Origin of the sequence: Nostoc sp. FACHB-888 (assembly GCF_014696655.1) — a bacterium.
In the GTDB taxonomy this organism is placed as follows: Bacteria; Cyanobacteriota; Cyanobacteriia; order Cyanobacteriales; family Nostocaceae; genus Nostoc.
Map to the genome: position 1 here is coordinate 1 of NZ_JACJQM010000001.1, position 19,129 is coordinate 19,129.

The window sequence follows — 19,129 nt, forward strand, 5'->3', positions numbered from 1 at the left end:
TTTCTTCATACTTGTAGCCTTGATAAACCAGTTTAACTGCCAAAGCCTTCCTCACCTCACGCGCATCTGGGCGATGATCTATAAATTCTTGTAGTTCTGCGATGGCTACGCCCGCCGCAGGCATCGCGGATTGTATATGCTGGTTTATCATTGTTCGCTGTTAGACAGATACACACCTCCGTATTATCTCGTAGTATTTTTCAGAAATCAAATATGATTCCTATATCTCTTGAATCTCTTAAGCATCTACGATTACACAGCCTATTAGAGGGTTTGGCAAAAACTCCATCAAAGCTTTTCTGCTTTGAGCTAAAGCAGCCAACATAAATATTTTAACCGTGTTTTAACGTAAATTATCTAGATAAATTACACTACCAATAATTAGTTATCTCTTGCTAAAAAAAATTCTATATCAAAATTTAGTAACTGTCACACTAATACCAGTACCAGAATCGAGTTTAGGAACCTTAAAATACTCAATTGGCTCATTACTTTGAGAAGTTTGGGTATTTGTTGGCTGTTGACATTGCTTAAAGAAAGATTCTGGGTTATTGATGAACTCAAGAGGGTTCATCTTTTCGCATACTTGCTCCTGTACTAACAAAATTGATTCAGCAGTTTGTTTGGGATTATTGGTCTGTCCGATAAAATTACTCCATGTAGCGTTAATCGTGGCTGGCTTTGTCAATAAAACTCCAGCCTGATTGCGATAGTGAAACGGCTCCATCGGAGCATCGTCTGTTGTTATAATAGGAACATTTTCTTGATTAGCATAGGCAGTCTGGGAGAGAGTCAATGCACTAATCACAACGACTAAGGTAAGGGAAGAGAATTTCATAATTCAATATCTTTACATTTAATATCAGTTTAATAATTACAATTAGCTAGATACAAAAACCAAAACATAGCAACCTGGTTTTAATCCTTAAGGTTAACACAGGTAGCAAGAAGTTTAGTTAAACTTCATTAAAAATATAGTGAAGTTTAGTCAGATGTAAATTTTTTTCTAGGAGGGGGCAGTTGAGCAACTTATGCTCTAACGATGTCGGAATTTGACATCCGCTGTTCATTGCTTTCTGCTGAAGTTTTCTAGCTCATCTTCTTTTAACCGTATTAATAAGTAGATTAGCATAAAAGTTTGTTGTTGGCATATAAGGCATGAGAGACAAGGATTGCCGCCTAATTAATCTTTCTTTATATAGTTTGGTTTTATTATACAAACTTACTTACTAGCCATTTATCTTTTCTGTATGTTAACATACATTTATACAGATAAGACTACGCATATATTGTGAGACAAAGTTTGGAAGGAATATTTTGCGTCTATTGCAGAATAAAAACAAGGTGATTGCAAGTTTACGACCTAAAATACGGGATATAAACCCAGTAGCGGGCACTCTGCTCTCATTTCCACACATAAAACCACATCAAAAAAAGTCTTGCATCGGTCTGGAAAAATTAAACTGATTGTGAGCCATTACAAGTTCGATACTTAAATCACACAATTATATTATTGTTATTCCTGTATCCCCCTCAAGATTGACCATTCATTATTCTCAGTAAGAATTAATTGTTGTTGAAAGCTTTTAAGCATCATCTTATATAAATATAGATCCAGTCGTTCTAAGCCTCTCTTCCCACTGTCTAAAGCCTTCCTATTAAGTGCTTCCATTGCTTGCTGGCTGGCACAATTGCTTAATTCCTTACTCTTAAGGAATTAATTTATCTTGTCTTTTTAGGATCATCAAATAGGCAACGAATATACTAGCATTTGTATAAATATTTTATGAAGTTCTGTAATTCAGTGTTTTTACATAATATGATGTTGATTACTAGATTATTAATCAATACTTCCATTAGTAGTTACACAAATCTAAGTTAACCAAAAAAATGGAAAGTCACTAAATCAGGGAGAAAGCTGTGAGTTATCCTGTTGTTACTATCAGGATAATATCAAGCAATATAAAGTAAGGTTTAGACTGATAAAACTATTGAGTAACGTCAATACAAATGCATTAATTGGCAATCAACGCAGATATTACTATATCAAAGTAGGCTCCAGTACTAGTGTCGGCAAAATCCTGAGAAATATTTCCTGTAAATAAACTTTTTTACAAAATTTGTATACATTATGACGATGGAATCTTTACCACAATTTGAAGAAGTAAATATTCAGAAATACTTAGAAGTTATTCAACGGCGTTGGCTACCTCTAGTCGGAATTTTTAGTATAGCTGTTACCCTTGGATGCTTGTATGCATTTTCACTAAAACCCTCATACAAGGCAGAAGGAAGTCTAATGATTAAAACAAATCGCTCTTCCTCACTTACAGGGTTATCGCAAGATATAGGACGCCTGGAAGCTTTGAATGCCAATGACAATCCTCTGGAAACTCAGGTGAGAGTTATTGGATCAAATCCAGTACTTGAGAAAACAATTAATTCCCTCAACCTCAAGGATAGCAAAGGCAAACTGCTGTCGATTCCCGATTTAGCAAAAAAAGTAAAAATAGAAGGAATCAAAGGCACCGATGTTGTACAACTTTCTTATAGAGGCAGCGATCCTCAACTGGCTGCCAAAATCGTCAATGAAGTTATCGACAGCTATATCGACCTAAATATCAAGGCTAATCAGAATGAAGCACTGATAGCCAAAGAGGTTCTCGTAACGGAAGTACCCAAAGCTGAGGAAATTGTCAGAAGAGCCGAATCAAAACTGCGGGTATTTAAAGAACAGAATAAAGTTGTTGTCCTGGGACAAGAAGCAAGCGCAGCAGTTGATACGATTTCCAAGTTAGGAAACCAAATTTCTCAAGCTTTAGCTCAATTAGATGATGTCAAAGGTCGTTTAGGACAGTTACGCAGTGAAGCTAAGATAGATTCAGTGCAAGGTGTAATCGCATCTGACTTGAGTCAAGCACCTGGAGTTCAAAAAGTACTTATCCAACTCCAAGAAACAGAAAGTCAACTAGCAATAGAGCGGACTCGTTTTTCACCTGAACACCCTACAATTACTAGCTTACAAGAAAAAGTCGTAGCTCTTCAGAGCTTACTAAAAGAGCGAACGGGACAAGTCGCTGGTAAAGCGCAGATAACAGAAGGAAATTTACAGATTGGACAATTGCGCCAAAGCCTGATTGCAGATATTACTCGTGCTCAAGCAGAACGCGTCGGTCTAGAAAGACAAATTGCCACACTTATACGACAGCAAGATGCCTATATCAAACGAGCAAATAATTTGCCAAGGCTAGAACAGAGCCAACGAGAGCTAGAACGGAAACTGCAAGCAGCTCAAACGACTTACGAAACACTCTTAAAGAAACGCCAAGAAATTGATATTGCCCAGAACCAAAAGATTCCTAATGCTCGTGTCATTTCCTATGCTTTAACTCCAGATAAAGCAGAAGGACCCCGCAAAATACTGTTTATTATTGGTGGAGGAGGAGTTGGTCTTTTCTTAGGTATCATTTTCGCCTTTGGCTTAGACTTGATAGACCGCTCGGTGAAGACGGTCAAAGAGGCCAAAGAAGTCTTGAGATATAGTGTTTTAGGTGTGATTCCGACACAAGCCAGAAATGGTAAGGCTCATTCTTCTATAGCAGGACTCGATAGAGCTATTCCCAAAATTATTGGTAGAGATATTCCTTACTTCCCTGTTGGCAACGCATACCAAATACTACAAGTGAACTTGAAGTTCCTCTGTTCTGATAAACCGCTAAAAAGCATTGTAATCACAAGTTCTGTTGCCAAAGAAGGAAAGTCTGACGTATCTGCAAATTTAGCTGTAACTATGGCTCAGGCAGGGCGGCGGGTATTGTTGGTGGATGCAGATATGCGTAATCCCATACAGCATCATATTTGGGGGCTAACAAATGCAATGGGACTAAGCAATGTCATTGCTGGACAAGCTTCTTTAGATACAGTAGTGCAAGAAGTGATGCCTAATCTTGAGGTTCTTACTTCTGGAGTTTTGCCTCCTAACCCAGTAGCAATGCTAGATTCTCAACGCATGGCAACATTAATTAGTAACTTTGGGATAGATTACGACTTGGTGATTTTTGATACTCCTCCCTTGTCAGGAATAGCAGATGCTGCTGTTTTAAGTACCCTGACTGACGGGATATTATTAGTCGTTCGTCCTGGAGTGGTTGACCTTAACAGTGCGAGTTCAGCAAAAGAGTTTTTAACTCAGTCAGGTCAGAAGGTATTAGGGATAGTCATAAATGGTGTGAATACTAAAAATGAACCTAATAATTATTTCTATGGCAATAAAAAACAACGAATTGAGCAAGATTTAGTATCTAGCAGCTTAACAAAATTTTCAAAAGAGCGTTAAGTTCTGCTAGAGATTGTAAAAGCAACCCTTACTACAAGCATTTAAACCAAATTTTTTAACTGGAGGACTAAATTAATGGTACTAAGCAAAAACCTCAAACAATTTGTAAAAGCAAACACTCCATTAGCTAAATGGAAAGGCTCTCTTTTCACAAATACAATAATTTTCAAAAATTACATAAGAAACTATGATATATATCAAAAGATTTTAGCTCCTCAAGAAAGTAATGAATTATTGACTAGCCTTATTAAAGATAGTAGACCTTTTATGATTAGTCGCTTTGGTAGCACAGAAGCTTATTGCGTAAATCAATATTTAAAAGGCGGATACAAGGGAGCTATATTTGAGTCAATATCTAATGATTCTGGATTTTTTCCAGTAGATGAAAAGCATCTAGATCGATTTAGTCAACTTTTTTTAGAATCTTCAAAATCTATAGATGCTCTAGGAGTATGGTTTCAAATTGGAGAACCAGAAATTATCAGAATTTCTTGTCGAAAAGCTTCTTTAGTTGAGTTAAATGCACTTGAACCTTATTATTACGAAGAACCTTGGAGCAAGTATCTGGAAGGAAAAAAGGTTTTAGTCATTCATCCTTTTGCAGAAACGATCTCATCACAATATAAAAATCATAGAAAGTTTCTTTTTGAAAATCAAAATATTTTACCTGAATTTGAACTAAGTACCATAAAAGCAGTTCAGTCTCTGGCTGGGACGCAAACTCAGTTTAATACTTGGTTCGATGCCTATGATTGGATGCGTAATAAGATTAAAGCTCAAGATTTTGATATAGCTATTATAGGATGTGGTGCTTATGGACTTCCATTAGCTGCTTACGTTAAATCTTTGGGTAAACAGGCTGTGCATCTTGGAGGAGCAACTCAAATTCTTTTTGGAATTAAAGGAAACCGTTGGGATAAAATTCCGTTTTTTCAGTCTCTTTATAATGAATACTGGGTGAGGTGTAGCCCTAACGATGTTCCTACAAATCCCTTAAAATATCCAGCATATTGGTAATATTAGGTTGTCAAACCTATAGCGGTATGCAGTCTTCTTAGGTACATTTACATGGCTGTAAACAATCTATAACAGGTTTTGGATGTATTTCACTCAAGCGCACACCGCTATATCTATCTTCTCTTTTTAATATGGATAAGAATAAAATCACAACATCTTGTTTAATTAATAATTATAATTACGCTGAATTTCTCCCAGAAGCAATTAATAGCGCTTTAAATCAAACAGTTAAATTTGATGAAATTATTATTGTTGATGATGCATCTACAGATAATTCTGCGGAAGTCATCGCTAAATTTACTCAAATAGCTAATGTTAAATTTATCTTTAAAGAAAAAAATCAAGGACAATTATCATCCTTTAATGAAGGGTTTTTAGCTGCAAAGGGGGACATTGTATTTTTTTTAGACGCAGATGATATTTATGAAGATCAATATTTAGAAACTGCCCTAAATTTTTATAAAAGACGTAGTGAATGTGATTTTCTATTTTGTGCGTATAAAAAATTTGGTGCAATAGAAGAAACATTCCAAACTGATAAAGTTGATCTAGATTTAGGTTATTCAGTAATCAGAACTTTATATACTGGTGAATGGATTGGCTCCATAACTTCAACATTATCAATACGTAGAGAAATAATTAGAAAATTTTTACCTATTCCAAATATAGAAGATTGGCGTGTAAGGGCTGATGATTGTTTGGTATGGGGAGCGTCTTTGGTAGGGGCTAAAAAATTTTATATGTCTAAACCTTTAGTAATGTATAGAATACATCCAAATAATCAGTATCATAATAAGAAATTTTTAGACATAGACCACAACTATGAATACAAGAGATTCTGGAAACGCAATTCTTTATTTAATTACATTATGCAAAAAAATACTTTTAGTTTACCGTTATTATTAGCTTTCACATCTATCAATGAGTTAAAAACAATACCATGTCCAAAATATGATGATTTTATTTCATATCTAAAAATAATATTTTTGTTTGAGCATAACTATTTTTGGAAAGCAAAAGGTATTATTTTCTTGTTTAGCTATTTTTTGAAAATTTTGCTAATCAAAAAGTTAAAACTAGCCGATAAATTCCACATCATTTCTAACTAAATAAAAAATGCATCATGACAATATCACATGATTAATTAATAAAATAATGTTAAAAAAATTCAAACTTACAAACGTACCAAAATTTAAATCTAGTTCTGGGCTGCGTGCAATTATTACTAATACAGGTTGGTTGTTTGCTGACCGCATTCTCCGTATGGGTGCAAGCTTGGTCGTAGGAGTATGGGTAGCACGCTACTTAGGAGTACAGCAGTATGGTCTTTTTAACTATGCTTTAGCTTTTGTTAGCTTATTTAGCCCAATTTTCACTCTAGGACTGGACGATGTGGTAGTTCGCCATATTGTTCGTCAATCATCAAACAAAGAGGAAATTTTAGGAACCACTTTTTGGCTAAAATTGCTGGGTGGAATTGCTTCTGTCTTATTGGCAATTAGCACTATGCTTTTCTTAGGTGAGCGTGAAACATTGAAGATATGGCTAGTTGCAATATTAGCAATAGCAGGAATTTTTAGGGCGGCTGATACTATCGAATTGTGGTTTCAATCACAGGTACAGTCAAAATATACTGTGATTGCTAAAAACTCAGCGTTTCTGGTAAACAGTGCTATCAAAATCATACTAATTTTAACAAAAGCACCATTGTTAGCTTTTGCTTGGGTAACATTAGCAGAATTTGCGATGAGTGCAATTGGGTTGCTGATTGTTTACCAAGTCAAAGGATCTTCATTGTGGTTATGGCGTTGGAGTTTTTCTGCTGCTAAAACTCTTATGAAAGAGAGTTTACCTCTAATGTTTTCGGGCTTCGCTATCCTGATTTTTATGAAAATTGATCAGGTGATGTTAGGCCAAATGATTGGAGATAGTGAAGTTGGCGTTTATTCTGCTGCTGCCAGGGTTTCTGAAATTTGGTATTTTATCCCAGGAGCTATTGTTTCTTCTGTTGCTCCTTCAATTTACATAGTTAAGGAAAAATCGGAAAGTCTTTACTACCAAAGAATAGGACAATTACTCAGTCTAATGACGTGTATATCTTTAGCAATTGCTCTTCCAATGACATTTCTATCAGACAGGATAATTCTGATAATGTTTGGAAGTGGATATGCAGAAGCAGGAGCAATACTAGCAGTTCATATTTGGACTTCTTTGTTTGTATTTATGGGTCTTGCAACATCACCCTGGTTTATAGCTGAAGGTTTGAACCATGTTTCTTTAGGTAAGACTTTATTTGGGGCTATATTAAACGTCATTCTCAATTTATTACTTATTCCTAAATATGCAGGGCTTGGGGCTGCGATCGCAACCATAATATCTCAAGCTGCTGCTACTTTTTTATGCAACGCATTTGATCCAAGAACACAAAAAATATTTAAGATTCAGGTGCGATCGCTTCTACCTTTTTATAAATATTGATCTTTATCATCTAACCTTTCCATATCAAAAACATTAGCCAAATCAATCAAAGATGGAAACACCAGTAACTTTTATTATCTTCAAACGTCCACAAACAACGGAGAAAGTTTTTGAAGCTATTCGTCAAGCCAAGCCAACAAAACTTTTTGTAATTGCAGATGGTCCCCGCGCTGACAGGGAAGATGAGGTAGAAAAGTGTCAAGCAACTCGGGCAATTATTGAAAGGGTTGATTGGGACTGCGAAGTTATCAAAAACTATTCTAACATCAACTTAGGCTGTGCAAAACGAGTATCTAGCGGCTTAGATTGGGTATTTAATAATGTTGAAGAAACAATCATTTTAGAAGATGATTGTATCCCTCACCCAACATTTTTTAGATTTAGTGAAGAACTGTTAGAAAGATATAGAAACGATACCAGAATCGCTACAATCTCTGCTCAAAATCTTCAATTCGGACGAAAACGCACAAATTATAGTTACTATTTTTCTCGCTACAATCACTGTTGGGGTTGGGCAAGTTGGAGACGTGCTTGGCAACATTATGATTTGACGATCAAACTCTGGAAAGAGGTGCAAGCAGAAAACCTTTTACATGACATTCTTGTAGATCCAAAAGCAGTAAGTTATTGGCGACGGATATTTCAGTCCGTTTATAACAATCCTACTGGTATAACCTGGGATTACCAATGGACATTTGCTTGCTGGATGCAGGGTAGTTTAAGCATTATTCCCAATGTTAATTTAATCTCTAATGTTGGTGTTGGTGCCGACGCTACTCATTTCACTTCTAACCAAGAATTTTCTTTTATCAATATGTCGATGCAAGCGATGGAATTTCCTTTAAAACATCCACCGTTTATTGTGAGGAGTATAGAGGCAGATAACTTTACACAAAGAACAGTTTATAAAGCAACAGCATTGGATATTTTTAAAGAGGAAGTGAAGAAAAGATTGAATTACTCAACGATAAAATAATAATGCTATATTTAGTTAATTAATAAATTAAGTTTCAGCAATGAAGGTAAAACTAACAGAAAAACTCTTAGCCATTTTACTCTTACTTATCGCTGTAGGTGCGTTAACCATACATCCTGCACAAGAAGTTTCTATGTCTCCCCTTGGAGGTGATAAAGTAGATACTTTTTTCAATATAGTTTCATATTCAATTTTATTTTATTTCGTGATTTTATACTGGAAAGGTTTTATTTATGTAATTACAAAAAGTCCATTCCAGTTTCTTTTATTAGCAATAATTATATTTTCTATATTATGGTCAGAAGACCTAAGTTCTACTCTAAAAGATATAAAAGGTCTAATCCGAATATATTTTCTTGCTATTTATTTAGCAATGCGTTATCCCCTTAGGGAACAAATGAGGCTAATAGCTTGGGCGCTTGGTGTAGCTGCATTATTATCTATGATGTTCTCTGCATTCATACCAGGTTATATTCACATATCACCCGAATTACTAAATATGTGGAGCGGGATTTATGGTCATAAAAATGAATTAGGTTACATGATGACTTGGAGTGCAGGAGTTTTTTTACATCTTGCCCTTAGTAGCTATAGATATCGTTGGTTGATGTGGGCGCTATGTGGATTATCTATCTGTCTAATTATCCTCACACGTTCAACAACATCTTTAGCTATTCTATTGACAATGATATTACTTTTGCCTTTCTATCAATCCTTTAAGAAAACTAATTACAAATTACAAGTTGTTATGATTACTTCCGCTTTAATGTTACTTATTATTTGTTCAATATTACTGATCAATAATGTTGAAACTGTAGTGGGTACTTCTGGTAAAGACCTTACTTTGAATGGGCGTTCTGATCTCTGGGAATTAGTGATAGCTAAGGTTTGGGAAAGACCTTGGCTAGGTTATGGATATTCTGGATTTTGGACTAGTAATGCTGCATCTAATCTAAGAGCTACTTATGATTGGGCAAGTAATGCTCATAATGGCTTTTTACAACTCTTATTAGAATTAGGCTTTTTAGGTTTCCTGACTTTCGCAGTAGGATTTACCCGGTTCTTCGTAATGGCGCTGACTCGAATTGTTTCAGTGGCGGAAAAACCAGAAGATTATTGGCCAATGCAGATGCTAATTATCATCGTCATAGTGAATTTCTCAGAAGCAAGATTATTAACTCCCAGTTGGAATTGGTTGATGTATCTTACAACCTCTCTATCTCTAACTCTTAGTTTTCAGAGAACGCCAATATATAAATAGATCAATAGTTTAAATACTTACATAATTGAAAGGATAAAAATCATGAGAAAGTTAAATTTTGGATGTGGACACAGATTTTCGTCGGGATGGATAAATATAGATTTTAATTCTGAGCATCCTGAAGTAATTGCCCACAACTTACTACAACCGCTTCCATACCCTAAAGATTATTTCGATGTAATTTATAGCAGCCATGTTTTAGAGCATTTTTCTAAAGACACAGGAGAAATGCTGGTGAAAGAATGCTATAGAGTTTTAAAACCTCAAGGTATTTTACGCATCGTTGTTCCTGACTTAGAAAGAACATGTCGTGAATATTTAAGAATTATCGACAGTATTGAAAATCAGGAATCAAGGAAGGAATATGAATGGATTATTATTGAGCTAATCGACCAATTGGTTAGAACAGAACATGGTGGATTGATGAAAACTTATTGGCGACAAGTGCTTGAGAGGAATGATGAATCATCCATCAACTATGTAGAAGCAAGAACAGGTATGAATATCAAAGAAGAAATAGCAATTAATAATACTAATTCTTTGTTGCAAAAGGTGTTTACTATCAATCAAAATAAACTCAGAAACAAATTTAAGTACCTCTACATCGACATGGTTAAGAAGTTAATACCACGGTATGTTCGTAAGTCTATGCTAGATGAAACTTCCCTTGGTGAGAAGCATAAGTGGATGTATGATAGCTATAGTATGAAAACTCTTTTTGAAAGAATTGGTTTTTCGGATATTAAATTCTTAGATGCCCATACAAGCGATATTCCAAACTTTAGTAATGAAGTCTTAGATATTAATGCTGATGGAACAGCATATCTACCAGGCTCGTTATATTGTGAGGGCATCAAGCCAAACAAATAATACTGATTAACGGTTACTACTCGCGTGAGGTACACTCAAACCCTTAATTGAGAAGTTTATCATTCTCATACGTGTACCTCATCCGACAGATAAATGCTATATCTGCGATAGATAAACAGTATTATCAAGTAGATTTCCTCAAGTTAGATAGTAGTAATATGAACGTCTTGCTCCTTAGCACCCAAGATGTAGCTGGTGGTGCGGCTCGTGCTGCATATCGCTTGCACAAAGGCTTACAAAATATTGGCTTACAATCACAAATGCTGGTGCAAGAAAAATCTACTGATGACAAAACAGTAATTGCGCCTAAGATCAGATTATTTCAAGGCATCGCCAAGGCAAAGTTAACATTTGAAACTTTACCTTTAAAGTTTTATTCTCAAAAACAAAATACTCCATTTTTTATTCAATGCTTACCAGATAGAGTTATTTCTCAAGTTGCTCAAATTAATCCAGACATAATCAATCTGCATTGGATTAGTGCAGCTTTTATGCAAATAGAAACTCTTGCTAAACTAAAGCGCCCTTTGGTTTGGACAATTCATGATATGTGGGCATTTACTGGAGGATGCAGCTATGCTGGGGATTGCGATCGCTACCAAATATCCTGTGGAGCCTGTCCTCAACTGAACAGTAAAAAAGATAGGGATTTATCCCATTGGGTATGGCAACGTAAAGCTAAAGCTTTAAAAAATTTAAATTTGACAATTGTTTCGCCAGGTTCTTGGTTAGCCGAATGCGCCAAATCTAGTTCTCTGTTTAATAATTTGCGAATTGAAGTAATTCCCAATGGGCTGGATACTCAGAAGTATAAACCTGTTCATCAAGGTTTAGCGCGAGAATTGTTGAATCTACCTTTGGATAAACAACTTATTTTATTTGGAGCGCTGGATGCAACCAATGACTCTAGAAAAGGTTTTCATTATCTGCAACCAGCACTACAAGAATTAAGCAAATCTGGCTGTAAAGATAAGTTGGAAATCGTTATTTTTGGTGCATCTAAACCCGAAAACTCACCTGAATTGGGTTTTAAAACACACTATTTGGGACACTTACACGATGATATATCTTTAGCAACTGTTTATTCAGCAGCTGATGTGATGCTTGTACCGTCTCTTCAAGAATCTTTTGGACAGACAGCTTCTGAATCACTCGCTTGTGGTACTCCGGTTGTGGCATTTAATTCTACTGGCTTAAAAGATATTGTTGATCATCAGCAAAATGGCTATTTGGCTAAACCTTATGAAGTTGAGGATTTTGCCAAAGGAATTACTTGGGTACTTGAAAACGAACAGAGGCTGCAAAAGTTGTCATTCTATGCTCGTGAGAAAGCAGAACAAGAATTCACTCTGGAACTCCAAGCACGTCGTTATTCAGCTTTGTTTCAAGAAATATTGATGATAACAAAGAAATCTTCATTTAGAAATTAACTTAGTAAATCAATACTTCATAATATGTCATTACCTATAGCTTTTATAATTTGTACAGAACCTGGTCGTTTAGAAGGTCAATCCTTGATGCTTGCAGAAAGTATTCGTAAGTTCTGCGGCGAATTGAAAAATACACCTATATATAGTTTTCATCCTAGAGTAGGTGAACCGATATCAAAGCAAACTCAACAAGCGTTTGAAGCATTGCAGGTGATTCATCAGCAGCTTCCTATAAATCGAGAATTTCATGCATATTATCTAGCTAATAAGCCCCTGGTTTGCGCCTATGCAGAACAAAATATTGATGCAGAAATATTAGTTTTTTTAGACAGCGACAAATGCTTTTTTTCGGAACCAAAAGAACTTTTATTACCAGTAAATTGTAACGTAAGGATGCGTCCTGAGTATGGTCAAGGAATCGGTTCTACAGGTTTACAAGATCCTCAAGAATGGTACTGGCAAAAGCTATATGAAGTGCTGGGGGTCAAGCATGAGGTATTTGTGGAGACACCAATTGGTAATAAAAGAATTAGAGCCTACTGGAATTCTGGTTTGGTTGCTGTGAGAAGGAGTGCAGGTATATTTACAGCTTGGAAAGAGAATTTTGAAAAAGTAATGCGGATGGATATTACTCCTCCTCAGGGTATTTATTTTGTTGAGCAGTCTGTTTTATCTGTAACTTTATGTGCCTTGGAAGAAAGGGTCGAACATCTCCCTCCTAATTATAGCTATCCATTACCTTTACATAACCGATTATCAAAAGAACTACAAATTAAACATTGGGATGAGATTATATCCATCCATTATTTCAACTTATTCTTTTATAACGATTGGAATGCACAAATCAAAAAATTGAAAAAACTTAATAACAATTCAGAGAAATATCGATGGTTATGTCAGGAGGTTGTCAGACTCAATATGCCTCGTGTATCAGTTTTACATCGATATATGTTGGTAGTTAGAAGAATGGAGCAAAAATTAAAAAACTTGAATTTAGATATTAATTTGAGTGGCTGGATAGAAAGGATGGCTAAACTTTAAACATAATCAAAAAAGAAAACTTAAGATATTTTTCTCTGAAGACGAAGTTAATTATGTAAAAGTTAGGCATAAACTTCTTATTTACATTGAATATTTTCATAGAAACTAGATGAGCAAATGAGATGAGAAAAGCCAATTTAGCTGTAGTGATGACTTGTCATAACAGGCGTAATACAACTCTTGCCTGTCTACATACTTTATATGAGCAAACAAATCATTGTGATGTTTATTTAACTGATGATGGTAGCTCTGATGGGACTGCACAGGCTATCAAAGCAGAATATCCACAGGTACACATTCTTCAGGGTAATGGCAATTTATTCTGGGTAGGAGGGATGCATCTTGCCTTTAGTGAGGCGATAAGAAATCAATATGATTATTATCTGTGGTTGAATGATGATACGTTTTTAGAAGCCAATGCTGTCAGCAACTTATTACAGATTTATCACAATTTAGCTGAACAAAGTTATCCAGATTCAATTGTAGTTGGTTCAACGAAAGATCCAATAACAGGAAGAGCAACCTATGGAGGAGCATTAAAATCTAAAAAGTGGTATTCTAACAAGTTTGAATTTTTAAAACCAAGTTCAGTTATCCAACAATGCGATGCTATGTATGGTAACTGTGTGTTAATCCCTAAAACTGTTGTCGCAAAAGTTGGCAATATTGATACCGCTTTTGTTCACACTTTAGGAGATTTAGATTATGCACTCAGAGCGCGTAAATTGGGTTGTCAAATCTGGGTAGCTCCTGGATATGTTGGTACTTGTACTAAAAATTCTATCCGAAATAGTTGGGTAGATACCAATTTAACTATATTAGAGCGCTTGAGAAAAGTGTTACAAATTAAAGCCTTTCCATTGAAATCATGGACTGTATTTTGTAGCAGACACTCTGGGCCATTCTGGATACTTTACTGGTTTTTACCCTATATCAGAGCAATTATTGGTTACAAAAATTTAGCAGTTTCTCCGACTTTTTCTGAGGATATTAACCCAACTAACTCATAGGTTTTATCCTTTGACTAAAGTTATTCTCTAAGAATATTTGCATAATTCTTTACCATCTGAATAAATTGATAAATGCCGCCTCAAACATGAATTTATTAACTTTTAAAATAATCAGATCGCTATTATGGGTAAACGCTTACTAATTATCTCAACACTCGATTCTAGTCAACCATTTGGTGCTTTTACTAGACCTTTTTATCTCGGACAATATCTAACTGAACATTTTGATGTGTTTCAATTAGGATTAGATTGTTCATCTATTAAATATGCACCTTTTGTTTCAATTGGATCAAGAAGTCTAAAGTCATATATTCAAACTATAAAAAAGTGCATTGAGGATTTTTGTCCAGATATCATTTATGCTCAAGAAACATTACCTGGATTAGCTGCTTTAATTTCACTCAAGCTTATAAAACGTAATAAGCCATCTCTTGTATTAGATTTTCATACATTTTCAGCATATGAATACTGGATGCGTTTGTTTTCAGTTGCTAATCCTTTCAAAGAATTTGTACAATGTATTAAAACATATATTGCTCAGGGAATTTTAATATTCTCTGGTAGCCCAATTATTGCCGCAGGTGACTCAATCCCTAAACTAATTTCCCAGTGGTATGGTAAAACTCCAGAGCAGATTTATAGTATCGGCAATGGTGTAACTGAAGACTTGCTAAATACTGAATCGTTTTTGGAAAAAGATCCCTATCAAGCATTCAGACCAGCAAAAATAGTGGTTCTTATTGCTCCTAAAACATTTCAGTTTCCAAGCAATGATATGTCTGTATTAATGACTATTGAGATTGCTAAATATCTCGAAAACCATCAGCAAAAAATACATTTTGTGGTTATTGGCAGAGATAGTAATGATATTTTAGTACCAATACCTTCTAACATTTCTTTTTTAGGATTTTTACCTAAAAGGGAGACTTTTCTTACTCATCTTAAATATGCAGATATTGCTTTGCTGCCATTCTCTAAACAAGCAGTAGCGGGTGGCGCTCGCAATAAAGCATTAGATTATTTTGCTAATAAAAAGCTAGTAGTATCAACACCAGAAGGTTTGCGAGGTTTAGAAGAATTTCGCCATTTAGAACATCTTTTAGTAACAGGATATTCCATTGAAGAAGTCGCTAATACATTACTGGATGCAGCTTCAAATCTTGATAAATACCAATCACTTGTAGATACAGCATATACCTTAATTACAGAAAAATATTCCTGGAATGCAAGAGCGCAAAATGTTGCGGAAATTCTTATTAAAGTCAGTCATTCTTAGAGAATAAGCTGTTGTGCATATAACTTGCAGCTTTTATGCGTTGGAACCTTTATTGCAAGATGCGACAGCTTATCTGTTTACCAAACATATTTAACTAAAAATAGCAATATTTAATTGCTAAAAACTGGCTTTGAATACTCACTTAGTTGTGAGTTAACCTCTCATACTTTCAAAATAAGGTTAAGTCATGAAAAAGAGATTTTCTTATAAACTTCTTGGGGTTAAAGTAGATGCACTCTCTATCCCAGAATTAAATTTATTGGTTGAAGAATCTATTGAGAAGAAGCAAAAATGGATTATTGCTAATCACAATATGCATAGTCTTTATCTCTTCCATAATGATCCAAGAATGCAAGCTTTTTATGCCAAGGCAGAGTATACCCATATTGATGGTATGCCTATATTATTTATTGGAAAGCTATTAGGTTTTCCCATGAAACGAGAACAAAGAGTAACCTATGCTGATTGGGTATGGTCTTTGATGGCGGAAGCAGCTGATAAAGGTTGGCGTGTATTTTATTTAGGTTCAAAGCCAGGAGTTGCTGAAAAAGGAGCAAGTATTTTGTGCGAGAGATTTCCTGGGTTACAGATTGCTTGCGCTCATGGCTATATTGACATGAATAAAGATAGTCAAGAAAATCTTGCTACTCTGGCTGCAATTAATGCTTACAAACCTCATGTCTTGATGGTGGGAATGGGTATGCCACGTCAAGAGCGTTGGATTTACGAAAATCTTGAACGTATTCATACCAATACTATTTTGCCCAGTGGAGCCTGTATTGACTATGTAGCAGGAGCAATACCTACTCCTCCTCGCTGGATGGGAAAGGTCGGCTTGGAATGGTTGTATCGCTTGTTGTCTGAGCCTAAAAGACTTTGGAGACGTTACTTACTTGAGCCTTGGTTTGTAGGCACATTATTTTTACGAGAAATTTGGAGTATGCCAAGTCAACAAAAAAAGAATAGAATCGTGCGATTTATCAGTACAAAATTTTAGAAGTTTCTAGCGTGATTCAGCCTCGCCAAGCCTTACCAGTAGCTCGCTCAATTCATCACGAATTGAGCGAGCTACTGTTTGTTTTAAGGCTTGACTTAACCATTAATTAGTGAGTACAGCTTATTAAACTTCTGAACTTTACTATGACTTTCCCTCCCCCTGCTCTAATACGGTTCAGTTAAGGCTAAAACTATGTTGCCAAAGTCAATTTTTTAACATAGACGAAAGCGGCTTGCCGCAGGCTACCGCTAAGGTGCAGAGGAGGCAGAGAGAAGAAAGAAATGCTTAACTAAACCGTATTGCCACCTGCTCTTAAAGCGTACTCCAAAGGGGTACGCTAGCTATGCGTAGCGTCCCGCAGGGATGGGACATTTTTTTATTCAGAAATCCCTTAAAAGCGCTATTTACCTCTAGGTGAAGTATAAGTTGCTTGCTGAAAAGCTTGGGCAATAGCATTGCGGGCAGATTTAGGTTGCAGGTTCTCATCGAAAGGAAGCGGACGCAGAAATTTCCAAAGATTCGGATTGCCCCTAAAGGTTTGTCTTGGCATCCAGTCGGGATGACGTATCCAGGTATGGCGGTCGGTAAGCCCCCATGTAATTACAGTATCAACTTTAGCCGCAAAGCACAGATCAAGATATCGTTTGTAACTATCGGCTACCATCTGGTCTAGCTTTTTAATACTATCGGGCAATGGCTTATCAATGATAATATCTAATTCTGTGATGATTGGTTTAACTTCAAGATCATTAAGCCGTTTTAAGACGGAATTAAATCCTTTCTCGTCAAAACCATAGGCAGTAGAAAACCATAGATGCGATTGGATACCTGCCCCGTCAATTTTAACGCCACTATTCTTCAGATATTCGACCATTTTTAAGAAACGATCTGATTTCCATGTAGCGCCTTCGATGCCAAAATCGTTTAGGTAAAATTTCTTGCTGTTATCAACTGAAGCGGCAATTAAAAATAAATCTCGAATTAATTCTGGTTTTACCCCTTTACGCAAACCGTAGGTAGCGTTGTCAGTTTCATTTTCATTATCAGCAATAATTTCATTGGCAATATCCCAAGACTTTAAAACGGGACTATTGCGATAATGCCCCATGACTCCTTTAACATGGCGTTCGATCATCTTAAGTGTAGGGGGGTATGTTGCCCAGTCTGGTCTTCCCATGTGCCAGAAAAGAGTATGCCCGTGCAAGTCTATATTATGCTTTTGGCAGAAATTGGCGATCGCATCTGCTGATTCAAAGGTAAATTTTCCTGGCTGTGGTTCAGTAGCATTCCATTTTAATTCACCATTTGGTGTCACAACTGAACATTCACGAGCAATCAGGTTAGCGTAATCTTTCTCTTTTAGCAAAATATCACTAGCAATTGCTGCGCCATAACGTTTTCCTTTAGCGGCAGCTAATTGCCGAAGAGGAAAATTTGTATTAGTATAATTAGCTACAAAATAGTTTGTTTGCTTATCGTCTTTTTGCTTATCCTTTTGTAAAAAACCCATAGTCAATAAGGCAGAAAGGGTAGTATATCCTGCTCTTGTTAAAAATTTTCTCCGATAAGGCATAAGTTGTATTTAACTAAAAACACATAGATTATTATATTACAAAAATAGCTTTTTATACTGTTTTAGGTCTAGTTATGATCCCCTTATTTATGTGTTCGATTAAAATCAATCAACTATGCTTTTACATATCAGCAATAAAGATGTTACTCTAATATATAACGTTTGTTCGATATAAATAAACTGAGTAATGCCTAAGATTGTTGACCATGAGCAATACCGTAAAGAACTGCTCGACAAGTGCTTTGATTTATTTGCCCAAAAAGGTTATGGTTCCATCACTATGCGCCAAATTGCTGAAGAGCTAGGGGTTTCTACTGGTACGCTGTACCACTATTTTTCTAGCAAACAAGCTCTATTTGAGCAATTGGCCCAGGAAATATGTGAGCAAGATTTAAGTACAGCATTAGCTGAACTAGAAGGAGCGCAAACGCTGCAAGAATCAATGGAAGCATTAGGAAGATATTTAGTGAAAAACGAAGATTATTTCATTAAATGGACTTATATTTGGATTGATTTTTGCCAACATAAAGACTCTAAACAAATGTTGAAAAATAGTATTTTCAAGCGGACTAATCAGCGCTATCAAGAGGCTATTTCCGATTTATTCGGTATTCAAGATTCAGTATTGGCTTCCTTTGTTTTGAGCTTTGTAGACGGGCTAATTCTGGAAAAGTTATGGGGTAATGAAACAATTGATTTTATTGAACAATGTGCGTTGTTAGGCAGAATATTGACGGTATACTTACCGCAGCATACAGTAGTGTCTAGGAGTAAGACAGCCTTTATATCAGGTTTGGAGAGCTAGATTATGTACTTTATGCTTATTATAAACTACTGTATGTAAATAAATAATTATCAGCATTT

At 35.7% G+C, this 19,129-nt stretch carries 15 protein-coding genes; 13 read left to right on the top strand and 2 right to left on the bottom strand.

Features of this window, described 5'->3' with window-relative positions; all coding sequences use genetic code 11:
- Positions 1-412: 412 nt before the first annotated feature.
- Complete coding sequence (locus H6G26_RS00010) at positions 413-838, bottom strand: hypothetical protein (RefSeq protein WP_190727307.1); 426 nt, start codon at positions 836-838, stop codon at positions 413-415.
- Between the two features lie 1,293 nt (positions 839-2,131).
- Between H6G26_RS00010 and H6G26_RS00015 the strand changes: the two genes are divergently transcribed.
- The 12 genes from H6G26_RS00015 (at position 2,132) to H6G26_RS00070 (ending at position 16,692) form a co-directional block, all read left to right on the top strand.
- Positions 2,132-4,336 carry a polysaccharide biosynthesis tyrosine autokinase gene (locus H6G26_RS00015; RefSeq protein WP_190727308.1) on the top strand — a complete coding sequence of 735 codons (2,205 nt, stop codon included), beginning with the start codon at positions 2,132-2,134 and terminating at the stop codon, positions 4,334-4,336.
- 75 nt (positions 4,337-4,411) lie between these two features.
- Entirely contained in the window at positions 4,412-5,353 is a 942-nt protein-coding gene (locus tag H6G26_RS00020) for a hypothetical protein (protein ID WP_190727309.1), read from the top strand.
- 131 nt (positions 5,354-5,484) lie between these two features.
- On the top strand, positions 5,485-6,462 hold the full coding sequence (locus H6G26_RS00025; RefSeq protein WP_190727310.1) for a glycosyltransferase family 2 protein: 978 nt from the start codon (positions 5,485-5,487) through the stop codon (positions 6,460-6,462).
- A gap of 46 nt (positions 6,463-6,508) precedes the next feature.
- Entirely contained in the window at positions 6,509-7,831 is a 1,323-nt protein-coding gene (locus tag H6G26_RS00030) for a flippase (protein WP_190727311.1), read from the top strand.
- Between the two features lie 52 nt (positions 7,832-7,883).
- Positions 7,884-8,807: a glycosyltransferase family 2 protein gene (locus H6G26_RS00035; protein WP_190727312.1), complete on the top strand. Its 924-nt coding sequence runs from the start codon at positions 7,884-7,886 to the stop codon at positions 8,805-8,807.
- A 40-nt stretch (positions 8,808-8,847) separates the two neighbouring features.
- Entirely contained in the window at positions 8,848-10,068 is a 1,221-nt protein-coding gene (locus H6G26_RS00040; RefSeq protein WP_190727313.1) for an O-antigen ligase, read from the top strand.
- Between the two features lie 42 nt (positions 10,069-10,110).
- Positions 10,111-10,938, top strand: a complete 828-nt coding sequence (locus H6G26_RS00045; RefSeq protein ID WP_190727314.1) for a methyltransferase domain-containing protein — start codon at positions 10,111-10,113, stop codon at positions 10,936-10,938.
- A 158-nt stretch (positions 10,939-11,096) separates the two neighbouring features.
- Positions 11,097-12,368, top strand: a complete 1,272-nt coding sequence (locus H6G26_RS00050) for a glycosyltransferase family 4 protein (RefSeq protein ID WP_190727534.1) — start codon at positions 11,097-11,099, stop codon at positions 12,366-12,368.
- A gap of 24 nt (positions 12,369-12,392) precedes the next feature.
- Positions 12,393-13,409, top strand: a complete 1,017-nt coding sequence (locus tag H6G26_RS00055; RefSeq protein WP_190727315.1) for a hypothetical protein — start codon at positions 12,393-12,395, stop codon at positions 13,407-13,409.
- Between the two features lie 122 nt (positions 13,410-13,531).
- Positions 13,532-14,419, top strand: coding sequence for a glycosyltransferase family 2 protein (locus H6G26_RS00060; RefSeq protein ID WP_190727316.1), 888 nt, complete (start codon positions 13,532-13,534; stop codon positions 14,417-14,419).
- A gap of 124 nt (positions 14,420-14,543) precedes the next feature.
- Entirely contained in the window at positions 14,544-15,695 is a 1,152-nt protein-coding gene (locus tag H6G26_RS00065) for a glycosyltransferase (protein WP_190727317.1), read from the top strand.
- A 187-nt stretch (positions 15,696-15,882) separates the two neighbouring features.
- Positions 15,883-16,692 (top strand): WecB/TagA/CpsF family glycosyltransferase, encoded by an 810-nt coding sequence (locus tag H6G26_RS00070; RefSeq protein WP_190727318.1) that lies wholly within the window; start codon positions 15,883-15,885, stop codon positions 16,690-16,692.
- A gap of 400 nt (positions 16,693-17,092) precedes the next feature.
- Here the strand turns inward: H6G26_RS00070 and H6G26_RS00075 are convergent, their stop codons facing one another.
- The gene (locus H6G26_RS00075) at positions 17,093-18,265 is read right to left on the bottom strand and encodes an endo-1,4-beta-xylanase (protein WP_190727319.1); all 1,173 of its coding nucleotides are present in this window, start codon (positions 18,263-18,265) and stop codon (positions 17,093-17,095) included.
- 187 nt (positions 18,266-18,452) lie between these two features.
- Here H6G26_RS00075 and H6G26_RS00080 point away from each other — a divergent pair, with 187 nt between their 5' ends.
- Positions 18,453-19,070, top strand: a complete 618-nt coding sequence (locus H6G26_RS00080) for a TetR/AcrR family transcriptional regulator (protein WP_190727320.1) — start codon at positions 18,453-18,455, stop codon at positions 19,068-19,070.
- Positions 19,071-19,129: the final 59 nt, after the last annotated feature.

What these genes read in the sequence shown, in the direction of transcription:
- H6G26_RS00010 (WP_190727307.1), bottom strand. Translation starts at nt 838, where the DNA reads ATGAAATTCTCTTCCCTTACCTTAGTCGTTGTGATTAGTGCATTGACT.
- H6G26_RS00015 (WP_190727308.1), top strand. Translation starts at nt 2,132, where the DNA reads ATGACGATGGAATCTTTACCACAATTTGAAGAAGTAAATATTCAGAAA.
- H6G26_RS00020 (WP_190727309.1), top strand. Translation starts at nt 4,412, where the DNA reads ATGGTACTAAGCAAAAACCTCAAACAATTTGTAAAAGCAAACACTCCA.
- H6G26_RS00025 (WP_190727310.1), top strand. Translation starts at nt 5,485, where the DNA reads ATGGATAAGAATAAAATCACAACATCTTGTTTAATTAATAATTATAAT.
- H6G26_RS00030 (WP_190727311.1), top strand. Translation starts at nt 6,509, where the DNA reads ATGTTAAAAAAATTCAAACTTACAAACGTACCAAAATTTAAATCTAGT.
- H6G26_RS00035 (WP_190727312.1), top strand. Translation starts at nt 7,884, where the DNA reads ATGGAAACACCAGTAACTTTTATTATCTTCAAACGTCCACAAACAACG.
- H6G26_RS00040 (WP_190727313.1), top strand. Translation starts at nt 8,848, where the DNA reads ATGAAGGTAAAACTAACAGAAAAACTCTTAGCCATTTTACTCTTACTT.
- H6G26_RS00045 (WP_190727314.1), top strand. Translation starts at nt 10,111, where the DNA reads ATGAGAAAGTTAAATTTTGGATGTGGACACAGATTTTCGTCGGGATGG.
- H6G26_RS00050 (WP_190727534.1), top strand. Translation starts at nt 11,097, where the DNA reads ATGAACGTCTTGCTCCTTAGCACCCAAGATGTAGCTGGTGGTGCGGCT.
- H6G26_RS00055 (WP_190727315.1), top strand. Translation starts at nt 12,393, where the DNA reads ATGTCATTACCTATAGCTTTTATAATTTGTACAGAACCTGGTCGTTTA.
- H6G26_RS00060 (WP_190727316.1), top strand. Translation starts at nt 13,532, where the DNA reads ATGAGAAAAGCCAATTTAGCTGTAGTGATGACTTGTCATAACAGGCGT.
- H6G26_RS00065 (WP_190727317.1), top strand. Translation starts at nt 14,544, where the DNA reads ATGGGTAAACGCTTACTAATTATCTCAACACTCGATTCTAGTCAACCA.
- H6G26_RS00070 (WP_190727318.1), top strand. Translation starts at nt 15,883, where the DNA reads ATGAAAAAGAGATTTTCTTATAAACTTCTTGGGGTTAAAGTAGATGCA.
- H6G26_RS00075 (WP_190727319.1), bottom strand. Translation starts at nt 18,265, where the DNA reads ATGCCTTATCGGAGAAAATTTTTAACAAGAGCAGGATATACTACCCTT.
- H6G26_RS00080 (WP_190727320.1), top strand. Translation starts at nt 18,453, where the DNA reads ATGCCTAAGATTGTTGACCATGAGCAATACCGTAAAGAACTGCTCGAC.